Here is a 16,778-nt window from a genome sequence, read left to right as displayed (position 1 = left end):
CGCGGGTCAGAAAAACATCTGCGCGAGCGCGGCGCCCGGATCGTCGGCGCGCATGAACGCCTCGCCGACGAGGAACGTATGCACGCCCGCCGCTTCCATGCGCTCGACGTCCGCGCGCGACAGAATGCCCGATTCGGTCACGACGATCCGATCGTCCGGGATCGCGTCGAGCATCCCGATCGTCGTGTCGATCGTCGTTTCGAACGTGCGCAGATTGCGGTTGTTGATGCCCACGAGCGGCGTCTTCAGCGTGAGCGCTTCACGCAGCTCGTCGCGATTGTGCACTTCGACGAGCACCGCCAAGCCGAGCGAATGCGCATACGCTTCGAGATCCTGCATCAGCGGCGTGTCGAGCGCGGCCGCGATCAGCAGGATCGCATCCGCGCCCATCGCGCGGGCTTCGAGCACCTGGTAGGCGTCGACGATGAAGTCCTTGCGCAGCACGGGCAGGCTGCACGCGGCGCGCGCTTGTTCGAGGTAGTGCGCGCCGCCCTGGAAAAACTGCTCGTCGGTCAACACCGACAGGCACGCGGCGCCGTGCCGCTCATACGAGCGGGCGATGTCGGCGGGCACGAAATGCTCGCGCAGCACGCCTTTCGACGGGCTCGCCTTCTTCACCTCGGCGATGACGGCCGCATCACCCGCCGCATGCCGCTTGAGCAGCGCGCCGACAAAGTCGCGCGCATCGCGCGACGACGCTTGCTGTTTCAGCGCTTCGAGCGGCGCGTTTTTCTGCGCGGCGGCGATTTCTTCGCGTTTTACCGCGATGATTTTGTCGAGGATATCGCTCATCGGTATTCCTGCTGAGTTGAATCGGTTCGGCCGGGGCGATGCCCGCCGGCGCGCGCCCGGTGCTCGGTACTCGGCGTTCAGCGCTTGAACTGTTGCGTGAAGCGCACCAGCTCGTCGACCTTCGCGCGGGCGCGCCCGCTTGCGATGGCTTCGCGCGCAAGCTCGATGCCGTGCGCAATCGAGGTGGCGACGTTCGCCGCGTAAAGCGCGGTGCCCGCGTTCAACGTGACGATCTCGCGCGCGACGCCCGGTTTGTTGTCCAGCGCGCCGAGCAGCATCACGCGCGATTCGTCGGCGTTTTCCACCTTCAGCGTGCGGTTCGACACCATTTGCAGGCCGAAGTCTTCCGGATGGATTTCGTATTCTCGCACGTCGCCGTCGACGAGTTCGCCGACGAGCGTCGCCGCGCCGAGCGACACCTCGTCCATTCCGTCCTTGCCGTAGACGACGAGCACGTGCGAAGCGCCAAGCCGCTGCATCACGCGCACCTGGATGCCGACGAGATCCGGATGGAACACGCCCATCAACTGGTTGGGCGCGCCGGCCGGATTGGTGAGCGGCCCGAGGATGTTGAAGATCGTGCGCACGCCGAGTTCGCGGCGCACGGGCGCGATGTTCTTCATCGCCGGATGATGGTTCGGCGCGAACATGAAGCCCATGCCCGTCTCGGCGATCGATGCGGCCACCTGCTCGGGCGGCAGATCGATGTTGACGCCGAGCGCCTCCAGCACGTCGGCGCTGCCGGATTTGCTCGACACGCCGCGATTGCCATGCTTCGCGACCTTCGCGCCCGCCGCCGCCGCGACGAACATCGTCGCGGTCGAGATGTTGAACGTATGCGAGCCGTCGCCGCCGGTGCCGACGATGTCGACGAAATGCGTGTTGTCAGGCACCTCGACATGGTGCGCGAACTCGCGCATCACGGTCGCGGCGGCGGCGATCTCGCCGATCGTCTCCTTCTTCACGCGCAGACCGGTGATGATCGCGGCCGCCATCACGGGCGACATGTCGCCGCGCATGATGAGCCGCATCAGGTGCAGCATCTCGTCGTGGAAGATCTCGCGGTGCTCGATCGTGCGCTGCAGCGCTTCCTGAGGGGTGATGGTCATGGAGTCGGGCCGCCGTCGTTATGCCGGATAAGCGGCCGCCTGCCGCGTTTCCTTCAGGAAATTCTTGAGCAACGCGTGCCCGTGCTCGGACAGAATCGATTCCGGATGGAACTGCACGCCCTCGATCGGCAGCGTCTTGTGCCGCACGCCCATGATTTCGCCGTCGTCGGTCCATGCGGAGATTTCGAGGCAATCGGGCAACGATTCGCGCTCGATCGCGAGCGAGTGGTAGCGCGTCACGTCGAAATGCTTCGGTAGATCGGCGAACACGCCTCGCCCGTCGGTTTCGATCCGGCTGACCTTGCCGTGCATGATGGTTTTCGCGCGCACGACGCGCCCGCCGAACGCCTCGCCGATCGCCTGATGGCCGAGGCACACGCCGAGGATCGGCGTCTTGCCGGCGAATTCGCGCAGCACGTCGAGCGTGATGCCTGCGTGCTGCGGGTTGCTCGGGCCGGGCGACAGGCAGATCGCGGCCGGTGCGAGCGCCGCGATTTCGGCCGTCGTGATTTCGTCGTTGCGATAGGTGCGCACGTCTTCGCCGAGTTCGCCGAAGTACTGGACCAGGTTGTAGGTGAACGAATCGTAGTTGTCGATCATGAGCAGCATGATTCCTCCTAACTCCTTGAAAAGGCTCGGTTTTTTGATTGGGATTCAGGGGCGTTCAACGGGTGCCTGCCCCAAATTCGCCCCAATTCGCCAGATTGGAAATGGGGCCGCCCGCTGCGGGGCCGTGCAAAGAACTTGGCAGGCTTAACGCCAACCAAAAAAGAGGAGTACGGAGGGGAATCGAGCGCTGTGTCGCATGAACGGCATTCTAACAGCACAAAAGGACCGGTGGCGCGCGTGTTCTGGCGGTGAAGTGGGGGCAATGGTTTGCATCCTCCGGCAGGCGGTGCCGGTCCTCGTTCGTCGAAATGCGCAATGCCCGAGCGTGCGGCGTCGCTACCGGAAACGCGGGCACCCTATCAACCTTGATAGGTACCTGATGGGGGGTAGACAAGACTACTTTATCAATATAGTCATAAGGATATCGGAAAAACTGCTATGCCTCCTCCCGACAAGCCCCAACTGCTCAGCTACGCTCATCACCATTGCCTCGTGCAATCCGAAGCGGAACTGCTCGGCCTGCTTCAGGCGGAAATATCGGCTGCGTCGAATCGGGAACTCATTATCATGGCCGGGCACTTCATGCTTTTCCTCGACGAGTCCCGAGGATGCCTCGTACCCGGCGTAATCGAAGAAAACGAATCGCCCATGCGCGAAAGGATTGCGCGGCGGGTGGGCATATTTCCCGGCTATACATGGGAACTTGGCGTTCGTATTGCGCAAGCGTTCAAGCAGCGCTTTGACTCGATCCGATTCCTGCTGCTCATCAATGACTGGCAATACGTTTCGACTTCCAGCGGCTCCGCGTCCGAGCTGCGGCGCGTTTTTTATGAGCAGTTCGACAGGCTCCCGGCGTCGTATCGTGCGGTTCTCGAGCGCAGCGGAAAATTTTCCGAGGACAACGTGCTTGCCAGCCGCAAGCACCCGATCGCTTTTCCGGAAACCTGGCTCAAATACCGCTTCCAGAAAAGCGCCGACAAGCTGGTCAAGGCGGGGCGCCTCGACCGTCGCGTGCTCGACGACGGCCCCGATGCGGGGACCGAAATTTCTCTCATCGACGAGAACGGCGACCATAAACCGCTCATTACCTGTGGCGTAACCGGATGCGCCGGAGAGATCACCGAGATGATCTCGGAGATTTACGCGAGCGGGCACCGTTTGCTCCTGATGTTTGCGCCCGGCGAGTGCTTTCAGCCCGTCAAAACGGGGGTATCGGTCGCACTGTCCCTATATGGGCTGACCGGCATGAAGGTCATCATCGCGGACCCGGGCGGCAGCGGCGAGATGCAGCCGGACGAGATCTTCTCGAAGCTTGTCAACGTCGAGGTCATTACATCCGAGCGGGGAGCGATGTCGTGAACGTCAACAGTTCCCGTGACGCGATCTATCTCGATCACTGCGCCACGTCGCGATGTTCGCCGGAAGTGGTCGATATCGTGCGGTTTTACATGGAGCGGGAGTTCGGCAATCCCGCATCCGCCCATGCGATGGGCCGGCGCGCGCAACATGCAGTCGAGACCGCGGCGCGGCAAGTCGCGTTGCTGATCGGCGCGCGCGCTGACGAGATCGTCTTCACGTCGGGGGCGACGGAGGCGAACAACATCGCGCTGTTCTCCAGCTTCGAGCATGACGAACGCGCGCCTTCCGGCGCGCTGCTGTGCCCGATCGATCACAAATCCGTGTTGTCCGTCGGCCGGGAACTGAGGCGCCGGGGGCTCGCAGTCGACACCCTGCGGGTCACGTCAAGCGGACGCGTGCAACCGGCGGAGGTCGAGGCGCGGCTGTCGGCCGACACGCGCATTGTCAGCATCGGTCACGTGAACTCGGAACTCGGCACGATTCAGCCCGTGGACGAAATCGCGGCGATCACTCGCCGTTCGGGAGCATGGCTGCATATAGACGCGGTTCAGTCGGCGGGAAAGATTGGGCTGAATGTCAAGGAAACCGGTATCGGCATGCTGTCGGTTTCCGCTCACAAGATACAGGGGCCCAAAGGCATCGGCGCACTTTTCGTCGATACACGCGTGGCTCCCAAGCTGCGGCCATTTATTTACGGCGGCGGCCAGAGCCGTCTGCGTAGCGGGACACTGCCGACCCCGCTCATTGCCGGATTCGGTCTCGCGTGCGAAATGGCGCGGTCCTCGCTCGCCCAGCGTTATGCGCGAGTCGTGACATTGCGGAACTATTTCATCGAGCGTCTGTTTCAACGCGTACCGGATGCCGTGTTGAACACCGATCTCTCGTGCAGCTCGCCCTATGTCGTGAACGTTCGTTTCGAAGGCGTTGCATCGGAGGCGCTGGTATCCGGGATGCATCAGGTCGCTATTTCGTCGGGCTCGGCCTGCAATTCCGCGGAACTGCTGCCTTCGCACGTGCTTACCGCGATCGGCCTGAGCGGCGAGCAGGCCAACGCATCCGCTCGGTTCTGCTTCACGCATGATCTCGACGAGGCCACGCTGGATACGGCGATCGGCCATCTTGTCCACAAGATCAATTCTCTTCGCCAGGAGCCCCGCAGATGACCCACGAGCCTACTCATCTTCACGCCGGTTTCTACGAACGCGCATTTGGCGGCTTCACGGTCCAGGCAATCGAGGAGGTACGCTTGGAAACTTATGGGGAGGATCTGGGGCAGAACGACTGGTCGACCGCCGATGACTTTCGGGCGTTTGGGCAGTGGCTGGGCCTGTGCGCCGATTCCCATCTGCTCGACGTTTGCAGCGGCTCGGGCGGGCCGGCGCTATTCCTTGCCAAGCAGAGCGGATGCCGGGTCACGGGTGTCGATATTCAGCCAGACGGCCTGCAAACTGCGCGACGGCTTGCGCGGGAGCAGGGGCTGCAAGATCGCAGCCGGTTCGTCGACTGCGACGTGCGTCAGCCGCTGCCGTTTCCGGATGGCAGCTTCGATGCGTTGCTGTGCATCGATTCGGTCGTTCATCTGCGCGATCGGCAGGCGCTGCTGAACGAATGGCGGCGGCTGCTGAAACCCGGCGGACGGTTCGTCTATACCGATCCCACGTTGGTCACGGGTATCGTCAGCAAGGACGAGGTCGTGGAGCGTGGTACGCCAGGTTATTTTCTGTATACGCCCGTCGGTTTGAATGAATGCCAGATCGCCGAAGCGGGGCTGAAACTGGAGCGCCAAGTCGATCTCACGGCAAATGTGGTGAAGCTTAGCGAACGCTGGCATGCCGCGCGTGAGAAGCGGCGCGCGCAACTTGTCGCGATGGAAGGCGAGGAGGCATTCGAACGCATGCAGCGTTTCCTGGCGACCACCCGGCGGGTGTCGGTTGAAGGCAGGCTTTCCCGCGCTGCCTTTATCGGACACCGCTTGTGAGCCGGGTGGTCAATCTCCGGTCAATCTCCAGTCAGAAATCGGAATCGAGGCCGTCTTGCACTTGCTCGGCCGCGCGCAGTACCGCGCGCGCCTTGTTCTCGGTTTCCTGCCATTCGGATTCGGGCACCGAGTCCGCGACGACGCCCGCCGCCGCCTGCACGTATAGATTGCCGTTGTGGATGAGGCCGGTGCGGATCGCAATCGCGAGATCCATTTCGCCCGAGAACGACAGATAGCCGACCGCGCCGCCATAAAGGCCGCGCTTCACCGGCTCGAGCTGGTCGATCAATTCCATCGCGCGCACCTTCGGCGCGCCGGACAGCGTGCCGGCCGGGAATGTCGCGCGCAGCACGTCGAAGTTCGTCATGCCGGGTTTGAGCTTGCCTTCGACCGAGCTGACAATGTGCTGCACATGTGAATACTTTTCGATCACCATCTTGTCGGTGACGGCGACCGAACCGATTTGCGCGATCCGGCCGATGTCGTTGCGCGCCAGATCGATCAGCATCACGTGCTCGGCGATTTCCTTCGGATCGTTCAGCAACTCGGTCGCGAGTTCGGCGTCGCGCTCGGGCGTGTTGCCTCGGGCGCGCGTGCCCGCGAGCGGACGGATCGTGACGATTTCGTCGTCGCCGCGCTTTTCCTGGCGCACGAGAATTTCCGGCGACGCGCCGACCACGTGACAATCGCCGAAGTTGTAGTAATACATGTACGGCGACGGATTCAGCGAGCGCAGCGCGCGGTACAGCGACAACGGATTGTCGCGGTACGGCTTCGACAGGCGCTGGCCCACCTGGATCTGCATCAGTTCGCCTTCCGCGATGTATTCCTTCGCGCGCCGGACTGCAGCGAGATAGTCGTCCTTCTTGAACTCGCGGTAGATTTCGGTGCGCACGCTCGCCGACGTGACGGGCGGCTCGACGCTCGCGCGCAACCGCTGCTTCAGCTCGCGCAGCCGGTGCTTTGCCTTCGTATACGCCTCGGGCGTTGCCGGGTCGGCATAGACGATCAGGTAGAGCTTGCCCGCGAGGTTGTCGATGACGGCGACTTCCTCGGTCAGCAGCAACTGAATGTCGGGCAGGCCGAGATCGTCGTGCGGTGCGGTGTGCGCGAGCTTCTTTTCGATATAGCGCACCGCGTCGTAGCCGAAATAGCCTGCAAGGCCGCCGCAAAAGCGTGGCAGGCCGGCGCGCTGCGCAACCTTGAAGCGGCTTTGGAATGCCGCGATGAATGCGAACGGATCGCCGTCGTTCGTCTCGACGACTTGCCCGTCCGTCACGACTTCCGATACGCCGTTTTTCACGCGCAACCGCGTGCGTGCGGGCAGACCGATGAACGAATAGCGTCCGAAGCGCTCGCCGCCGACGACGGATTCCAGCAGGAACGAGTTCGCGCCGCCGCGTTCGGGTTGCGCGAGCTTCAGGTATAGCGATAACGGCGTTTCAAGGTCGGCGAGCGCTTCGGCGATCAGCGGAATGCGGTTGTAGCCGGCGTTGGTGAGCGATTGAAATTCGAGTTCAGTCATGTTCCGGTCCTTCGTCGGGACGATCGGCGCGGCGCGCCAGGAATCGGGTAGGGCTGCGCGTGGCCCGGGCACTGTCTCTCGGGATCGTCGACGAGCGGAGGACGAACCGATGGATGAGGGCCTGGCGATCGCACGCCGCGCCTCGGCCCACGCACGAACGGCATGCGTTCGGATGCGGTGAGCCAGCGGGTTGGACGACGATCGGGGCGCTTGGTGCGCAGCGAAACAAAAAACGGGGCTGAAGACGAGCTTCAGCGTACCTCATCGAGGTTGGTGCGACCAGCGACGCCAGGGCCAGGCTCCCCGGTCGATGCTGCTCAGACTCCGTTTTTTGTTCAGAAACATGCGGATGGAAGAAAAATGATCAGACGGCTGAACTGGCCGAATTGTGTGCGGCAATTGCTTGCGCGGCGGCCAGAAGTGAATCGACTATACCATCCGATTCGATCATTTGTATAGCTTTGCCGTGGTTGTAGCCGTACGGCACGGTCAGCGTCGCCATGCCGGCCGCGCGGCCGGCGAGCGCGTCGTTTTCCGAGTCGCCGATCGCGACCGCCGCATGCGGCGCGACGCCGAGCGCCTCGCACGCGGCGAGCATCGGCGCCGGGTCGGGCTTTTTGCGCGGCAGGCTGTCGCCGCCGAACACCGCTGAAAAATAGCCATCCAGCCGATATTGCGCGAGCAGATCGACCGCGAAGCGGTGCGGCTTGTTTGTCACGCACGCGAGTTTCAGGCCCGCATCGCGCATTGCTTGCAAGCCTGCGGCGACATCCGGATAAAGCCGCGTGTGGCGGCCGTTGATCTTCGCGTACTCGTGCTGATAGAGCGCAAGCGCGTCGGCGAAGCGCGCTTGCGCGTCGGGCTGCGCAAAGCGCGGTGCCAGGACGCGCTGGATCAGGTTCTCAGAGCCTTTGCCGACGTAGTGCATCACTTCGTTGCGCGTTGCCGTCCGCGCACCGAGGCGGGCGAGCATCGCGTTCAAGCTCGCCGTGAAATCGTCGGCAGTGTCGATCATCGTGCCGTCGAGATCGATCAACGCCGCGTCGATCCGCCGCGCGGCAAGGCGAGGGAGCATCGCCATCGCCGTCACGCGCGCTTGACGGCAGCGAGCGCGTCGCGCATCTCGCCGATGACCTGCCGATAGTCAGGCTTGCCGAAGATCGCCGAGCCTGCGACGAACGTGTCCGCGCCCGCCGCGGCAATCTCGGCGATGTTGTCCACCTTCACGCCGCCGTCGATCTCGAGATGAATCTCGCGACCGGTGCGCTCGGTATATGCGTCGATCCGCGCGCGCGCTTCGCGCAGCTTCTCGAGTGCGTGCGCAATGAACGATTGGCCGCCGAAGCCGGGGTTCACCGACATGATCAGCACGAGATCCACGCGATCCATCACGTGATCGAGGTAATTGAGCGGCGTCGCCGGGTTGAACACTAGGCCCGCCTTGCAGCCGTGGTCTCGGATCAGGCCGAGCGTGCGGTCGATATGGTCCGACGCCTCGGGATGGAAACTGATCACGTTTGCGCCCGCCTTCGCGAAATCCGGCACGATCCGGTCGACCGGCCGAACCATCAGATGCACGTCAATCGGCGCCTGCACGTGCGGCCGGATCGCTTCGCAAACGAGCGGGCCGATCGTCAGGTTCGGCACATAATGGTTGTCCATCACGTCGAAATGGATCCAGTCTGCGCCGGCGGCGATCACGTTGCGGACCTCTTCGCCGAGCCGCGCGAAGTCGGCCGACAGGATGCTGGGGGCGATGCGAAATTGCGTCATGGCTTTCAGGAGCGTGCGTGGGGAGCGTCGCGAGGCGACGAAAGACGCCATTTTACCGCCCATGCGCGTGCCGCCCGGTTGCGGGCCAGAGCCTCATCAAGCAGAATGCCGACCAATGCGGCGACGGCCGCGCGTGCGTAAGCCCGCGTGGCACGCGGGCGGCGATCCTGACGAGACCATCATGAGCCAGTACCAATTCAGCGTGTCGGTGAAGACGTGCTATCTGCCGGAACAATCCGACCCCGAGCGCCGTCAATACGCATTCGCGTACACGCTGACGATACGCAATACCGGGCAGGTCGCCGCGCAGCTGATTGCGCGGCACTGGATCATTACGGACAGCGAGAACGGCGTACAGGAGGTCAAGGGGCTCGGCGTAGTCGGCCATCAGCCGCTTTTGCAGCCGGGCGAGCAGTTCGAGTATACGAGTTGGGCCGTGATCGCAACGCCGGTGGGCACGATGCGCGGCGCGTATTTTTGTGTCGCGGAGGATGGCGAGCGTTTCGAGGCGCCTGTCGAAGAGTTTGCGCTGCATATGCCGCGGACGCTGCATTGAAGCGTGCCGCGGCGGGATGAATGTCGGGCAGGGGCGCGTTCAGCGCTGGGGCTTGTCGGGCCGGCTGGATGATTTCTTTTTACCCGAGGTCGTCCAGACGACGATGAAGACGAGTAGTGCGAGCGCCAGCAAAGATTCCAGCGCGAAGATGAGCATTGGGTATTGGTCGAGCAGATCGGACATGGCAGTTTCCATCAACAAAGAACATTGTATGAGTTTTAGCCGGCGGTTTGCCGGGTGGGCTGCTGCTGCGGCGGCCGCCGTGCTTCTGGCGGCATGCGGCGGCTCGCCGGTGCGCACGAAGCCGCCGACAGGCGCCGCGATCGTGCCGGGGCAGATTGCCGCCACTCGGCTGACGCCGGTGGCGTGGCAGCAGGTGCCGGGCTGGCAGGACGACAGCCTGGTCGGCGCGACGATCGCGCTGCGGCAAAATTGCGTCCGTCTCGAGCGCCAGCCGAACTGGCGGCGTGCGTGCGCCGCGGCTGCGCGGCTCGACGATCTCGACGTCGGCAGCGCACGCACGTTCTTCGAGACGTATTTCACGCCGTTCCAGTTCGCGAATAACGACGGCACGCTCGACGGTCTCGTGACAGGCTATTACGAGCCGCTGCTGCGCGGTTCGCGGGTGAGGCGCGGCCCGTACCAGTACGCGCTCTATCGCTGGCCCGCCGGCTACCGGGCGGGCGCACCGCTGCCGGCGCGCGCGCAGCTCATGCGCTCCGGCGTGCTGAATGGCAACGAACTCGTGTGGGTCGACGATCCGATCGAAGCGTTCTTCCTGCAAGTGCAGGGTTCCGGACGGGTCGTGCTCGACGACGGCACGGTAATGCGCGTCGGCTATGGCGGCACGAACAATCAGCCGTACCGCTCGATCGGCAAATGGCTGCTCGATCGTGGCGAACTCAGCGCCGGACAGGCGACGATGCAGGGAATCAAGGCGTGGGCGCGCGCGAACCCGGCCAGGGTCGATGCGCTGCTCGACACCAATCCGCGCTTCGTGTTTTTCCGTGAAATGCCGTCGCAGGAAACCGTTCCGCAAGGCGGCGCGGACGGTCCGGTCGGCGCGCTTGGCGTGCCGCTCACGCCCGAGCGGTCGATCGCGGTCGATCCGTCGTCGATTCCGCTCGGCACTCCGGTATTCCTGCAGACGACGCGGCCGATGACGAACGCACCGCTCAACCGGCTCGTGTTTGCGCAGGATACGGGAACCGCGATCAAGGGCGGCGTGCGTGCCGACTATTTCTGGGGGCTCGGCGACGACGCGGGCGATCAGGCTGGGCGGATGAAGCAGGTCGGCCGGATGTGGCTGCTTTTCCCGAATTCGTAAGCGACGACGTGGCGGCTGGCGTGAGCGGCCCGCCGGCGGGGCTGGCAGAGGCACGCGACGCGTTTTTCGCGTGAGGCTGCGTCCGGGCGGGGCGGGTTTGGTTTGCCTGACTGGATGCGATGCGCGGCGGCGGGCCTGGCCGACGCGAGCCGGCGGTTATTGACTCACGCGTCCAATGTTCGATTATTTTTTGCGTTCGTGGTTCGTGGTTCGTGGTTCGTGGTTCGTGGTTCGTGGTTCGTGGTTCGTGGTTCGTGGTTCGTCAAAAAGACAAATCTCGCTTCACGGCCAACGTTTGTCGACAATACGGCGTGCTTTACCCACGGAGCGCTCGATACCGCCGACAGGCAGCACATCGATGATCGCCGTCACGCCGACCATCGCTTTGATGTCATGTGCAAGCGCCCGGCGGCCCGTTTCGATCGCGGCCGCGTCTGGCGAAATGTCCGGATTGGGTTCGATATTGAGCGTCAGCACGTCGAGCGGCCCGTCCTTCGTCAGCACGATCTGATAATGCGGCGCAAAAACGTGCTGTTTGAATAGCTGTTCTTCGAGCTGAGTCGGAAACACATTGACGCCGCGCACGATCATCATGTCATCGCAGCGGCCGGTAATTTTGTCCATTCGTCGCATCGTGCGCGCCGTGCCTGGCAATAGCCGGGTCAGATCGCGTGTGCGGTAACGAATGATCGGCATCGCCTCCTTGGTGAGCGAAGTAAACACCAGCTCGCCGAATTCACCATCAGGCAGCGCTTCGCCGGTATCCGGATCGATGATCTCCGGATAGAAATGATCTTCCCAGATCGTCGGGCCGTCTTTCGTCTCGACGCATTCCGACGCGACGCCCGGACCGATCACTTCAGACAGCCCGTAAATGTCGACGGCGTCGATCCCCACCCGGCGCTCGATCGCCCGTCGCATATCGTTGGTCCATGGCTCGGCACCGAAGATGCCAATGCGTAGCGAGCACCGGGCAGGATCGAGATGCTGCCGCTCCATCTCGTCGACGATCGACAGCATATAGCTCGGCGTCACCATGATGATGTCGGGCCGGAAATCCTGAATGAGCTGCACCTGTTTTTCCGTCTGGCCGCCGCCGAACGGGATGACGGTGAGCCCTGCGCGCTCTGCGCCATAGTGCGCGCCGAGGCCGCCTGTGAAGAGACCGTAGCCGTAACTGACATGGACTTTGTCGCCGGGCCGCGCGCCTGCCGCGCGAATAGACCGCGCGACGACGCCGGCCCACGTGTCGATGTCGCGCGCCGTGTAGCCGACCACGGTCGGCTTGCCTGTCATGCCCGACGATGCGTGAATGCGCGAGACCCACTCGGGCGGCACGGCGAACATGCCGAACGGATAGTTGTCGCGCAAGTCTTGCTTGGTCGTAAACGGGAAGCGGGATAAGTCGGCGAGCGTTTTCAGATCGTTCGGATGAACCCCTGCCGCATCGAATTTGCGACGGTAGACGGGCGAATGCTCGTATGCATGCGCGAGCGACCATTTGAGCCGTTCGAGCTGAAGTGCGAGCAATTCGTCCCGGCTCGCTTGTTCGATGGGTTCTAACGGAAGCGATGGGGGCATGGTTGTCTCCGATATTTTTATAGGCCGTTCGCGTAAAACGATGCTATCGATCTCGCGGGACGACCGTTCCTGCAATTTGTGCTGATTTACCGCGGAACATTGCGACAATTTCACCGGCCTGATTGGTCACCTGAATGTCATAGATGCCATGTCGCCCATTCAATGCCTGCTCTCTCGCTTCCGCAGTCAGCGTGTCGCCTGCCGCTGCCGGCCGCAGGAATTCGATCGAACAACCGGCTGCGACCGTATTGACGTTGTATGAGTTACAGGCGAACGCGAACGCCGAATCTGCCAACGTAAAGATGAGCCCTCCATGACAAATCTGGTGGCCGTTCAGAAAGTCAGTCCTAACGGACATGCGCATGCGCGCATAGCCGGGCCGTACCTCGAGCAGTTCGATGCCGAGCGCCCGGCTGCAGGTATCGGCGGCATACATCGTCTGGGCGACGGTTTCGGCGAGCGCTTCTGCTGGTAGCGCGCCGGTTGCGGAATGCCCGGTCATCTCAGCGCCCCTCGAATCGGGGCGCGCGCTTTTCGATGAATGCCCGGACACCTTCCGAATAGTCGTGCGATTGCCCCAGCTCGCGTTGCACGTCTCGTTCGAGGTCGAGCTGCTGGTCGAGCGTGTTGGTCACGCCCGCGCGCATTGCCTGCTTGATGGCGGCAATGGCGCGCGTTGGCTGTTGGGCAAGTTGCCGGGCAAGCTGGGTGACCGTGTCGATGAGTTCGCCGTCGTCGACCACACGCCAGATGAGTCCCCAGCGCTGAGCCTGCTCGGCAGAGAGTTTTTCGCCTGTCAACGCGAGGCCGAGCGCACGCGCAAGGCCGATGCGTTGCGGCAGAAACCACGTACCGCCCGAGTCGGGAACGAGGCCGATCTTCACGAACGACTGGATGAAGCTGCTCGATTGAGCCGCGATCACAAGGTCGCACGCCAATGCGAGATTGGCTCCCGCGCCCGCAGCAGTGCCGTTGACGGCTGCGATGACGGGCAGCGGCAGCGCCTGTAGCCGGCGGATCAGCGGATTGAAATGCGCTTCGATCAGCGCGCCGAGATCGGTTGCCGAGTCGGGCGAGGAATCGAGGTCGGCGAGATCCTGTCCGGCGCAGAAGCCGCGTCCCGCGCCGGTGAAAATCAACGCGCGCGCGTTCGCGGCTTGCACATCGTTTAATGCCGATTGGAGTTCGCCATGCATCGCACGCGTAAAGCTATTGAGCTTGTCGGGCCGATTGAGCTCGATCGTCGCAACGTGTGCGGCCCGATCGATTTCGACACGAATCGCTTGATAGGACATCGAAAGTCTCCTGTCAGTCGAGATAGCCTTGCGCGGCTCTCGGGGGATTCATGCATCGTAGCGAACGACGGCGTGATAGACAGCCTGGCCGAACGGGCTATGCCGTTTGGCCGGCTTCCGCGGGAGCGGCCTTGGGCGCAACATGGTGTCGACTTTGCACGATGCGAAAGCGGTTCACGACAAATGCGGCGTCGGACAGCGATGCGTTCGCGGCCGGATTGGCGCCAGTCCCGTGGAAATCCGAAAATGCCGCGGACTGGTTGACGAACACGCCGCTCGTCAAGTTGATCGACAGCGCGACGCCGCCGCGCACGGCGGCTTCATGCGCTGCATCGACGACAGCGTCATTCGTGCTATAGACGGAAAGCGTGAGCGCGCCGTGTTCGGCCGCGATCGAACCAGCGAGGTCAAGCGATTGCGCAGTCGAATCGGTCGCGATGACGAACGAGATCGGACCGAACCATTCCTGCGTGAACTTCGCCTGGTCCGCTGCGTCGAGTTGCAGCACCAGCGGTGTGCGCACGCGGGCGCCGGCGAATGCCGGGTGAACGAGTGCCTGACTGTCGGCGAGCACGGAGCCGAGCTTGCGGGCTGCGTCGATGCGTTTCGCGACCCCTTCGTTCTGGAGCGCGCCGATGAGTTCGACCGCACGTTCCGGATCGCCGGTCAGCTTTTTTACGGCATCGGCAATTGCCCGCGCGACTTCGTCGAAGCCGATGTGTCCGTCCGCAGTGTGAATGCCGTCGCGAGGTACGTAGATATTTTGTGGCGCAGTACACATCTGCCCCGAGTAGAGCGACAGCGAGAACGCGATGTTTCTGGCGGCGGCTTTCAGATCGTCGACGGAATCGATCACGATCTGATTGACGCCCGCTTTCTCGGTATACACCTGCGCTTGATGGGCGTTTCGCTCAAGCCAGTTGCCGTTCGGCGTGCTGCCCGTGAAGTCGATCAATTTGATTTCGGGGCGCAGCGCGAGCGCCTGAACGAGAGCGCCGTCGTCGCCTTCGGTGGCGAGCAGCGTGACTACATTCGGGTCGAAGCCCGCGTCGCGTAGCGTATCGCGCGCAATACGTACAGTGGTGGCGAGCGGCAGGATCGCGCCGGGGTGTGGCTTGACGATCACCGTGTTGCCGGTGGCGAGGTCGGCGAACATGCCGGGATAGCCGTTCCACGTGGGGAACGTCGAGCAGCCGAGCACGAGGCCCGTGCCGCGCGGCACGACCATATAACGCTTGTGCATCGCAAGCGGCGGATTCTTGCCTTGCGGCTTTTCCCAGTACGTATCGGCGGGAATGCGCTGCAGTTCCTGCCACGCATAGGCGACGGCTTCGAGTGCACGGTCCTGCGCGTGCGGTCCACCTGCCTGGAACGCCATCATGAATGCTTGGCCGGTCGTATGCATCACGCTGTATGCGATTTCGAAACTCGCGCGATTCAGACGGGCAAGGATTTCGAGACAGACACCTGCCCAGGCGGTCGGACCGGCAGCGCGCCACGCAGGTTGCGCGTTTGCGGCTGCGGCGATCAATTCGTCGGGGGACGATTTCGGGTATCGAATGCCAAGCGCGAAGCCATATGGCGATTGCTCGGCGCCGACCGTGCCGCCCGACGCGGGCTGGTCGAGTGCGAACGGCTGATTGAGCTGCGTTTTGAATGCGGCTTCACCGTCTGCGTTTGCGCTTTCCCCGTACACTTTGGGACTCGGCATTTCGGCAAACGGGCTCCAATAGCCGCGCGTTTCGATCGCGGAAAGGGCTTGCTTCAGCGTGGCTTCGTGCTTCGTGAACAAGGAGTGTGTCATGACGGCGGCCTAATGTGCGATGAAGTGATCGATGGTTATTAATTAACCGACCGGTTGGTCGATGAATGGTAGCATTAAATTATTTGCGTGTGCGCGGTGTTTCGCGCTGCCTTGATCAAGGAGGAAGAGATGGCTTACGAAAATATCCTGACGCAGACGCGTGGCCGGGTCGGGCTGATTACGTTGAATCGCCCGAAGGCGTTGAACGCGCTGAACGATGCGTTGATGGACGAACTGGGCGCTGCGCTGAAGGCGTTCGATGCCGATGAGGGAATCGGTGCGATCGTCATTACCGGCAGCGAGAAGGCGTTCGCTGCTGGCGCCGATATCGGCATGATGGCCAAGTACTCGTACATGGATGCATACAAAGGCGATTACATCACGCGCAACTGGGAGACCGTGCGGCAGATCCGTAAGCCGATCATCGCGGCTGTCGCAGGATTTGCGCTGGGCGGCGGCTGTGAGTTGGCAATGATGTGCGACATCATTTTCGCGGCCGACACGGCAAAATTCGGCCAGCCGGAAATCAAGCTTGGCGTGATGCCGGGGGCGGGCGGCACGCAACGCCTGACGCGTGCGGTATCGAAGGCGAAGGCGATGGACATGTGCCTGACTGCGCGTTTCATGGATGCGGAGGAGGCGGAGCGCGCTGGGTTGGTTTCGCGGATCCTGCCCGCTGACAAGTTGCTGGATGAGTCGATTGCCGCTGCCGCGACGATTGCTGAGTTTTCGTTGCCGGCCGTGATGATGGTGAAGGAAGCGGTTAATCGAGCATACGAGACGACGTTGGCCGAGGGCGTGCATTTCGAGCGACGCTTATTCCATTCGCTGTTTGCCACCGAAGATCAAAAGGAAGGAATGGCCGCATTCGTTGAAAAGCGTAAGCCGGTGTTCAAGCATCGGTGAGTGCATGGATGTCGGCGCGCATAAAGCCGCCGACGCAAATTTTTTTCGCTAAGGGGTTGCGCGAAGGGCGGGGCCTGACTAGAATCACGCCTCTTTCGCTGAAACGGAAACGGACAGCGGGGGAGAGAGAAGGAAGCGCGGCCGACTGCTAGAGAGGGAGTTGA

General features: G+C 62.7%; 18 protein-coding genes. 6 read left to right on the top strand and 12 right to left on the bottom strand.

The genetic code is table 11. The features are described 5' to 3' along the window. Positions 1-6 precede the first annotated feature (6 nt). The 3 genes from trpC to BSIN_RS15120 all read right to left on the bottom strand — a co-directional run bounded on the left by trpC (position 7) and on the right by BSIN_RS15120 (position 2,510). The gene (gene trpC, locus BSIN_RS15130) at positions 7-792 is read right to left on the bottom strand and encodes an indole-3-glycerol phosphate synthase TrpC (protein ID WP_089341111.1); all 786 of its coding nucleotides are present in this window, start codon (positions 790-792) and stop codon (positions 7-9) included. A gap of 77 nt (positions 793-869) precedes the next feature. Continuing rightward, positions 870-1,901 (bottom strand): anthranilate phosphoribosyltransferase, encoded by a 1,032-nt coding sequence (gene trpD / locus BSIN_RS15125; protein WP_089341110.1) that lies wholly within the window; start codon positions 1,899-1,901, stop codon positions 870-872. Positions 1,902-1,919: 18 nt separating this feature from the next. Continuing rightward, entirely contained in the window at positions 1,920-2,510 is a 591-nt protein-coding gene (locus BSIN_RS15120; RefSeq protein ID WP_059520679.1) for an aminodeoxychorismate/anthranilate synthase component II, read from the bottom strand. Positions 2,511-2,948: 438 nt separating this feature from the next. On the opposite strand from BSIN_RS15120, the gene BSIN_RS15115 reads away from it, so the two are divergent. The 3 genes from BSIN_RS15115 to BSIN_RS15105 are packed head-to-tail and all read left to right on the top strand — an operon-like array spanning position 2,949 to position 5,847. After that, positions 2,949-3,869 carry an LPD16 domain-containing protein gene (locus tag BSIN_RS15115; protein WP_089341109.1) on the top strand — a complete coding sequence of 307 codons (921 nt, stop codon included), beginning with the start codon at positions 2,949-2,951 and terminating at the stop codon, positions 3,867-3,869. Further along, positions 3,866-5,032: a cysteine desulfurase family protein gene (locus BSIN_RS15110; protein WP_089341108.1), complete on the top strand. Its 1,167-nt coding sequence runs from the start codon at positions 3,866-3,868 to the stop codon at positions 5,030-5,032. The genes BSIN_RS15115 and BSIN_RS15110 overlap by 4 nt, the downstream gene beginning before the upstream one ends. Next, positions 5,029-5,847, top strand: a complete 819-nt coding sequence (locus BSIN_RS15105) for a class I SAM-dependent methyltransferase (RefSeq protein WP_089341107.1) — start codon at positions 5,029-5,031, stop codon at positions 5,845-5,847. The genes BSIN_RS15110 and BSIN_RS15105 overlap by 4 nt, the downstream gene beginning before the upstream one ends. A 31-nt stretch (positions 5,848-5,878) precedes the next feature. Here BSIN_RS15105 and trpE read toward each other — a convergent pair whose 3' ends face one another. The 4 genes from trpE to BSIN_RS26810 form a co-directional block, all read right to left on the bottom strand. Beyond that, positions 5,879-7,372: an anthranilate synthase component I gene (gene trpE / locus BSIN_RS15100; RefSeq protein ID WP_089341106.1), complete on the bottom strand. Its 1,494-nt coding sequence runs from the start codon at positions 7,370-7,372 to the stop codon at positions 5,879-5,881. 364 nt (positions 7,373-7,736) lie between these two features. Beyond that, complete coding sequence (locus BSIN_RS15095) at positions 7,737-8,447, bottom strand: phosphoglycolate phosphatase (RefSeq protein WP_369828189.1); 711 nt, start codon at positions 8,445-8,447, stop codon at positions 7,737-7,739. 11 nt (positions 8,448-8,458) lie between these two features. After that, a complete protein-coding gene (gene rpe, locus BSIN_RS15090; protein WP_089341104.1) occupies positions 8,459-9,145 on the bottom strand; it encodes a ribulose-phosphate 3-epimerase in 687 nt (228 codons plus the stop codon). 52 nt (positions 9,146-9,197) lie between these two features. Further along, a complete protein-coding gene (locus BSIN_RS26810; protein ID WP_082712181.1) occupies positions 9,198-9,401 on the bottom strand; it encodes a hypothetical protein in 204 nt (67 codons plus the stop codon). Between BSIN_RS26810 and apaG the strand changes: the two genes are divergently transcribed. Beyond that, positions 9,327-9,701 carry a Co2+/Mg2+ efflux facilitator ApaG/CorD gene (gene apaG, locus BSIN_RS15080; protein ID WP_059520702.1) on the top strand — a complete coding sequence of 125 codons (375 nt, stop codon included), beginning with the start codon at positions 9,327-9,329 and terminating at the stop codon, positions 9,699-9,701. The genes BSIN_RS26810 and apaG overlap by 75 nt on opposite strands. A 39-nt stretch (positions 9,702-9,740) precedes the next feature. Here the strand turns inward: apaG and BSIN_RS26515 are convergent, their stop codons facing one another. Next, positions 9,741-9,884 (bottom strand): hypothetical protein, encoded by a 144-nt coding sequence (locus tag BSIN_RS26515; RefSeq protein WP_231935900.1) that lies wholly within the window; start codon positions 9,882-9,884, stop codon positions 9,741-9,743. Between the two features lie 28 nt (positions 9,885-9,912). Here BSIN_RS26515 and mltA point away from each other — a divergent pair, with 28 nt between their 5' ends. Further along, the gene (gene mltA / locus BSIN_RS15070) at positions 9,913-11,028 is read left to right on the top strand and encodes a murein transglycosylase A (RefSeq protein WP_089341103.1); all 1,116 of its coding nucleotides are present in this window, start codon (positions 9,913-9,915) and stop codon (positions 11,026-11,028) included. Positions 11,029-11,310: 282 nt separating this feature from the next. Here the strand turns inward: mltA and paaK are convergent, their stop codons facing one another. From paaK to paaN, 4 genes are all read right to left on the bottom strand, one after another. After that, positions 11,311-12,609 (bottom strand): phenylacetate--CoA ligase PaaK, encoded by a 1,299-nt coding sequence (paaK, locus tag BSIN_RS15065; protein ID WP_089341102.1) that lies wholly within the window; start codon positions 12,607-12,609, stop codon positions 11,311-11,313. Positions 12,610-12,652: 43 nt separating this feature from the next. Further along, positions 12,653-13,045, bottom strand: a complete 393-nt coding sequence (gene paaI, locus BSIN_RS15060; RefSeq protein ID WP_082712184.1) for a hydroxyphenylacetyl-CoA thioesterase PaaI — start codon at positions 13,043-13,045, stop codon at positions 12,653-12,655. A gap of 67 nt (positions 13,046-13,112) precedes the next feature. Beyond that, positions 13,113-13,904 (bottom strand): 2-(1,2-epoxy-1,2-dihydrophenyl)acetyl-CoA isomerase PaaG, encoded by a 792-nt coding sequence (paaG, locus tag BSIN_RS15055; RefSeq protein WP_089341101.1) that lies wholly within the window; start codon positions 13,902-13,904, stop codon positions 13,113-13,115. Positions 13,905-14,001: 97 nt separating this feature from the next. Then, complete coding sequence (paaN, locus tag BSIN_RS15050) at positions 14,002-15,708, bottom strand: phenylacetic acid degradation protein PaaN (RefSeq protein WP_089341100.1); 1,707 nt, start codon at positions 15,706-15,708, stop codon at positions 14,002-14,004. Between the two features lie 129 nt (positions 15,709-15,837). Here paaN and BSIN_RS15045 point away from each other — a divergent pair, with 129 nt between their 5' ends. Next, positions 15,838-16,614, top strand: a complete 777-nt coding sequence (locus BSIN_RS15045) for an enoyl-CoA hydratase (protein WP_069233740.1) — start codon at positions 15,838-15,840, stop codon at positions 16,612-16,614. Positions 16,615-16,778 lie beyond the last annotated feature (164 nt).

It is taken from the genome of Burkholderia singularis, assembly GCF_900176645.1.
GTDB classification, from domain to species: Bacteria; Pseudomonadota; Gammaproteobacteria; order Burkholderiales; family Burkholderiaceae; genus Burkholderia; species Burkholderia singularis.
The sequence above is the reverse complement of the archived record's forward strand: the minus strand, read 5'-3'. Positions and strand labels throughout refer to the sequence as shown.